General features: G+C 63.8%; 6 protein-coding genes. 2 read left to right on the top strand and 4 right to left on the bottom strand.

Going from position 1 to position 6,324, the window contains the following annotated elements; genetic code table 11:
- A partial coding sequence (locus AC3EDY_RS04180; RefSeq protein WP_488571206.1) for a hypothetical protein occupies positions 1-912 on the top strand: 912 nt, incomplete at its 5' end.
- 234 nt (positions 913-1,146) lie between these two features.
- Here the strand turns inward: AC3EDY_RS04180 and ctrA are convergent.
- From ctrA to lptB, 4 genes are all read right to left on the bottom strand, one after another.
- Positions 1,147-1,848: a response regulator transcription factor CtrA gene (ctrA, locus tag AC3EDY_RS04175; RefSeq protein ID WP_488571205.1), complete on the bottom strand. Its 702-nt coding sequence runs from the start codon at positions 1,846-1,848 to the stop codon at positions 1,147-1,149.
- Positions 1,849-2,151: 303 nt separating this feature from the next.
- On the bottom strand, positions 2,152-3,273 hold the full coding sequence (locus tag AC3EDY_RS04170) for a tetratricopeptide repeat protein (protein WP_488571204.1): 1,122 nt from the start codon (positions 3,271-3,273) through the stop codon (positions 2,152-2,154).
- Positions 3,274-3,384: 111 nt separating this feature from the next.
- Complete coding sequence (rpoN, locus tag AC3EDY_RS04165) at positions 3,385-4,908, bottom strand: RNA polymerase factor sigma-54 (protein WP_488571203.1); 1,524 nt, start codon at positions 4,906-4,908, stop codon at positions 3,385-3,387.
- A gap of 52 nt (positions 4,909-4,960) precedes the next feature.
- The gene (gene lptB, locus AC3EDY_RS04160) at positions 4,961-5,743 is read right to left on the bottom strand and encodes an LPS export ABC transporter ATP-binding protein (RefSeq protein ID WP_488571202.1); all 783 of its coding nucleotides are present in this window, start codon (positions 5,741-5,743) and stop codon (positions 4,961-4,963) included.
- Between the two features lie 180 nt (positions 5,744-5,923).
- Here lptB and AC3EDY_RS04155 point away from each other — a divergent pair, with 180 nt between their 5' ends.
- The gene (locus tag AC3EDY_RS04155) at positions 5,924-6,313 is read left to right on the top strand and encodes a hypothetical protein (RefSeq protein ID WP_488571201.1); all 390 of its coding nucleotides are present in this window, start codon (positions 5,924-5,926) and stop codon (positions 6,311-6,313) included.
- Positions 6,314-6,324: the final 11 nt, after the last annotated feature.

The following is a 6,324-nucleotide window of genomic DNA, read 5'->3' as shown; positions in this document are numbered from 1 at the left end:
GCAAATCCTCGGATATCGGTCTCACCATGCCTGCTGGCCTCCTATCCAGCAAACAGGATGAATCAGATTTTCAGCGCCAAGGGAACCGCAAACGACTCTATCAGGTCGGATTATGCTCTAGGTTTAACATCGATCCCCAAGCGGGAATGGACGATCAATGGCGCGACCGTGATCATTCCCAGCAGCCATCTCCAAAATGGCGGATCGATTTACATTCGCAAGGGCACGGCGCGCGCGAATGCCGAGCGAATGAGACGTCTCGAAGAGCCGCTCAATCATATTTTCGACATCACTTTTGGCATTGCTCCCAGCGAAACGATACGACGCCTGTTTTTCTCACCGCTGAACTTTGATGGCAATGGCCCAGTGGAACGACTGGGAAGGGAGGTCACAGCGCGCTATCCAGAAATAGCTGGCGGCAACGCAACCCAGCAAGACGCCTTCTTCGTTGCGGAAGATGCGTTGATAGGGGTTGAGCTAAAGCTCGGATCAAAGACATGGCCCGGCCAGATCCTTAAATACCTTGCACTGATGGTATGCGAGGAGCGGTTGACAGGAACGCGTTCGCGTATTGGGTTGGTCTATGTGACACCAAATCGCGACGGTTCAGTTGTGCTAACTCAGGCGGGGTGTGCCTCAGATGGCAGCTTGCCTGAAGACTTTTTGGCATCCATCCCGCAGTCCCAAAAGAACCCGCTGCTGGAACGCTTGCTTGCCGAACATAGCGCCTTGTTCGAAGGTGCCTCAAAGCGGTTGCAGGTCTGCCATATCAGTTGGGCCGGGCTGCACGAGGCAGCCCAAGCTCTGGCCGATGCGGAGACCGGGAAAGACGCGGGTTCGGAAACCCACAAGCGCTTGATGCAGGGCTTTGTCGCCGCAATCGAAAGCCATAGCGGGTGTTTGCCGACGTGAACTGTGGCCTATTGTTCACTGAAACCGGGGCTCGCTTAGCGGCAGCTACGCCTCTTCTTTCGAAAGCGGTCATGTCCGCCTTCCCACCAACACAAGACACGCACGCACACCAGCGCAACACTCGATGCATCGGCTCGAGGCCCCGCCATCCGGGCCGCTATCATGGGTGAGACACCAAAGATAACGGCCCGTCGTGGGAACGGGCCGCTTCGGGATTGTTCGCCGGGTAAAGCGTCAGGCCGCTTCGATCGCGGCCATGTCGTCGGGATCGCGCAGCACGTAGCCGCGGCCCCAGACGGTTTCGATATAGTTTTCGCCGCCGCAGGCATGGGCGAGCTTCTTGCGCAGCTTGCAGATGAACACGTCGATGATCTTGAGTTCAGGCTCGTCCATCCCGCCGTAAAGGTGGTTGAGGAACATTTCCTTGGTCAACGTCGTGCCCTTGCGCAGCGAGAGCAGCTCGAGCATCGCGTATTCCTTGCCGGTCAGATGCACGCGGGCCGCGTCCACTTCCACCGTCTTGGCATCAAGATTGACCGAAAGCTTGCCCGTGCGGATGACCGATTGCGAATGGCCTTTCGACCGGCGCACCACGGCGTGAATGCGGGCGATCAGTTCCTCGCGATGGAAAGGCTTGGTCACATAGTCGTCGGCACCGAAGCCGAACGAGCGGACTTTGGAATCCATTTCGGCGATGCCCGACAGGATCAGCACCGGCGTCTGCACTTTGGCGACGCGCAGCTTCTTGAGCACATCGTACCCGTGCATGTCGGGCAGGTTCAGGTCGAGCAGAATGATGTCGTAATCATAAAGCTTGCCGAGATCGAGGCCTTCCTCCCCCAGGTCGGTGGAGTAGACATTGAATCCTTCGGCCGTCAGCATCAGTTCGATGGCTTTGGCCGTTGCCGGCTCGTCCTCGATCAACAGCACGCGCATGGATCAGCCCCTTCTTGCCATTCCCTGGCACGACCCCGGTTGGAAAGGGCCATGTCCGCATTAACCATAGGACCAATGAAGATAAAAGGTTAATTTAACGTAAGCACAGGTCCCGTATGCTCAGACGTTAACCAGCGGCCATGGCCGGCAAACGCCATGTTACTGGTTCCTGGGCAGACGACGCACGCCCGGCCCCCTGAACCATAGGCGACACTGTCTGCGTTATCCAATCGTAAGTCCACAAGGTTAATGAACTTTTCTTGCGCTTATCAGGACGAGCGGTCCGTTCGTGCACGTATCCGGTCACGCGCCGGCAAGGCCGAGGCGCGCCGCGGCCTCGCGCAGTTTCCGGGCTTCGGCCGGCTGGGCGCGAAAAGCGGCAAGACCCCTTGCCAGGGCATTGGCCGCATCCTCGCGCCGGCCTTGTTGCATCCGGCTGCGGACCAGCAGGATCCAGCCATCGACATTGGCGGGATTGCGCGCCAGCCGCGCTTCCAGCCCGTCCACCATGCCGCGCGCCATGGCATCGCGGGCGCGGCTGCCGGCATTGCCGGTCCGCCCCTGCGATGCGGTTTTCAGTTCGGCGGTGGCAGGACCGGGCAAGGCGCCTTTCTTGCGGTCGTGCGCGTTCTTGTCCTTGTCCGCCTTGGGGCTGCGGGCCTGCGCGTCGGCAATCGCCAGGCGCTTTTCCACTTCGATGCGATGGCGCTTGCCCACGCTGCGGATCACGCTGCGGATATCGCTGGCATAGGGCGCATCGGGCGGGGTTTCGCTCAACTGGGCAAACCAGGCCCGCAGCGCGCGACGATGCTGCCCGGCAAGATCGAGCGAAAGCGCTTTGAAATAGCGCGCGCGGGCATTCTTGGGATCGATCGCCAGAGCCTTGTCGAACGCGATGCGCGCGCTGCGGGGAATCTGGCCTTCGCGGCGGCTGGCCATGACCAGCGCCTCGCCCAGGAACGAAAAGGTTTCGGCATGATCGGGATCGAGCGCGCTGGCCTTGCGCAGCGCCCGCGCCGCATCCTTGTAACGTTCGTTCTGGAAATAGGCCCAGCCCAGCATCCGCCAGCCCTGCACGTTATCGGGATCGTCCTTGAGGCGCTGCTCCATCCGCGCGATGGTGTCGTCCACCACCGGCGAGGGTTCGGGGCTCGGCACGGGATCGGGCGCCGCGGCCGACGCGCTTGCGACGGGCGTGCTGGCATCGGGCAAGGGCACTACTCCCCCGCTGTCGAGCATCACCGGCGTCACTTCCGGGCGGGGCGGCTGCTGCGCCGCGGCGGCCAGTTCGGCGGGCCGTTCCAGGCGATAGATGCCGATGCCGCCCGCCACGATCGCCACGACCGTCAAGACCCCGATCGCCACGCCGCGCCACGTCGGCGGCGCCGGCACGTCGGCAGGGGGAGTCTCGTCGGGCTGGTTCATTGCGTGTTCCCTTATCCCGGGCAACCGTGGAAATCCCCGGTAGGCCCGGAAACCCCCGGCAGGCCCGGCCCCATCGCCCCCCGCCGCCTTATCCCGCATGGCGGCGCGCGGTCAACGCACGCCCGCCAGTGCCTTCTGCCGGCGCCGCTGCACCGAACTGCCCAATCCGATCGCCTCGCGATACTTGGCCACCGTGCGCCGCGCCAGATCGAAACCGCGCGCTTTCAGCAGATCGACCAGGGCATCGTCGGAAAGGATCGCCTTGGGATCTTCCGCATCGATAAGCTGGCGGATCGCCGCTTTCACCGCTTCGGCGGAAACCCCTTCGCCATCGGTGCCGGCCACCCCCGAGGTGAAGAAATACTTCAGCTCGAACGTGCCGCGCAGGCAGTGCAGATACTTGTTGGACGTCACCCGGCTGATCGTGCTTTCGTGCATTTGCACCACTTCGGCCACCGCCCGCAGCGTCAAGGGGCGCAGGTGGGAAACACCATTGCGGAAAAAGCCGTCCTGCTGCTTCACGATCTCGGCCGCGACTTTCAGAATGGTCTTCTGCCGCTGGTCCAGCGCCTTTACCAGCCAGTTGGCATCGGCCAGCTTTTCCCCCAGCCAGGCGCGCGCCGCCTTGTCCACGCAGGACCTGCGCATTTCCACGTAATAGCTGCGGTTGACGAGAACGCGGGGCAGCGTGGCGGGATTGAGGCCGATCGCCCAACCACCGTCGCCAGCCGGCTGCACCAGGATATCGGGAATGACCGTCTCGGCCAGGCCGCTGCCAAAGCGGAGGCCGGGCTTGGGATCATAGGCCCGCAGCTCGGCCAGCATGTCGGCAAAGTCTTCCTCGTCGACCCCGCAGAGCCGGCGCAGCCGCGCCAGTTCGCCCCGGCCCAGCAACTCGAGATTGTCGAGCAGCCTGGCCATCAGGGGGTCATAGCGATCCGCCTCGCGCGCCTGCAGCGCCAGGCATTCCCCCAGCGACCGCGCGCCCACGCCCGTGGGTTCGAGCATCTGGACAAGAGCCAGCGCGTGTTCCACCCGAGCCAGCGGCAGGCCCAGCGTTTCGGCCACTTCGAGCAAGGACATGCGCAGATAACCGCTTTCGTCCAACTGATCGATCAGCCAGCGCGCCACGAACAGGTCCCGCGGATCGGCGGTCACGACGCCGATCTGGCCGTGCAGATGCTCGGCCAGCGACAGGCCACTGCCGGCCCGCTCGTCGATATCGGGGCCCTGAAGGCCGCTGCTCCCCGCCTCCCCACCCGGGCCGAAATCGCGCAGGCCGACGGCAGCGGAATCGGCTAACATAGCTGTGCTATCACCGGTATCACGATCGAGATCGAGTGCGGCCGGATCGATATCCAGCGGCCGATCCTCACCGGCCCGCCCTTCGCCCACCAGCTGATCGACCGGGCTCGATTCCAGCCGGGTCCGGCGCATGTCGTCCGGCGGCGCTTCTTCGGCCAATGCGGGTGCCGTCTCCCCGATTTCCAGCAAGGGGTTGGCGTCCAGCGCCTCGCCGATGAAGGTTTCCACTTCCAGGTTCGAGAGCGCCAGCAGCTTGATCGCCTGCTGCAACTGCGGCGTCATCACCAGAGCCTGCGACTGGCGGATATCGAGGCGGGGACCAAGCGCCATGGCGGATCGTATCAGGCGCGGGGCATCGTTGGCATGCGAACCGCCGGGCGTCTCACAGCGTGAAGCCCTCGCCCAGATAGAGCCGGCGCACGTTGGGATCGGCCACCAGCGCTTCGGGGCTGCCGGCGAACAGCACCTGGCCGCCATAGATGATGCAGGCGCGATCCACGATGTCGAGCGTTTCGCGCACGTTGTGATCGGTGATCAGCACGCCGATGCCGCGCTTCTTGAGATCCTTGACCAGATCGCGGATGTCGCTGATCGACAGCGGGTCGATCCCGGCAAAGGGCTCGTCCAGCAGGATGATCGACGGGCGCGCCGCCAGCGCGCGGGCGATTTCGCAACGCCGCCGCTCCCCGCCCGACAGCGCCATCGCCGCACTGGCACGCAGCCGGGTCAGCCCGAATTCCTCGAGCAGCCGTTCCAGCTCGGCCGCGCGGGTCGCCTTGTCGGGCTCTACCAGTTCGAGCACGGTGGAAATGTTCTGTTCCACCGTCATGCCACGGAAGATCGAGGTTTCCTGCGGCAGATAGCCCAGGCCCAGGACCGAGCGGCGGTACATCGGCAGCCGCGTGATATCGACGCCGTCGAGCAGGATGCGCCCCGAATCGGGCCGTACCAGGCCCATGATCGAATAGAAGCACGTGGTCTTGCCCGCGCCGTTGGGACCCAGCAGGCCCAGCACCTCACCCTTGGCGACGGACAGCGAAATGTCGGTCAGCACCGCGCGCTTGTCATAGGACTTGGCGATGGAAACGACTTCGAGCCCCCCCGGCGAAACGGGCACGGCAGCTGGGGCAGAGGCAGGCGCGAGCGCGGAAGGAGAGCCAGTCATTTCCTGCTCATAACCCGGTCCGCCGCAACGGCAAACCCCAACGCGGCAGGATTGGCATGATTGGTGCGTGATAGCGGCGTTCCCGCTGTGGCACACGCTGCGCCTCACCCTCTTGCACGGTGGTGCCGGGCATGATGTTATGCTGGCGATAATTGCAACATGGAGGGGGTCACCATGGGCATGACAAGGTCTTTCGCCGCCGCGCCGGAAACCGATGCCGATCGCGCGATCAGGATCGAAACCGCGCACCGGCACGTCAGCAATGCCGTGGCTCACGGTCTGATGGTCTATACCGGCCTGCAGATCTTCATGACCATGCATGCGCTCGACGCCATCGATACATCGCTCTTGCCGATTCTGGCGCTCGTGATCCTGGTGGCTGCGATCATCCCGCTTTATCGCCGGATGGAAAAACGCTGGGACGCCGTCGCCGTGCGCCTGGTGGACCAGCCCGCTGCACTGGCGGCCGCGCTGTCGCGCGCGCGGGCGACGATCTGGACGATCTCGATCGGCCTGCCCCTGCTGGTAACGGGTCTGATCAAAGGTTTCGTCGCGCTGCTCCTCGGCTGATTGCCGCCGGC

The organism is Novosphingobium sp. DS6-6, from assembly GCF_057784975.1.
Note: the sequence above shows the minus strand (reverse complement) of the source record. Positions and strands in the feature narration are given on the sequence as shown.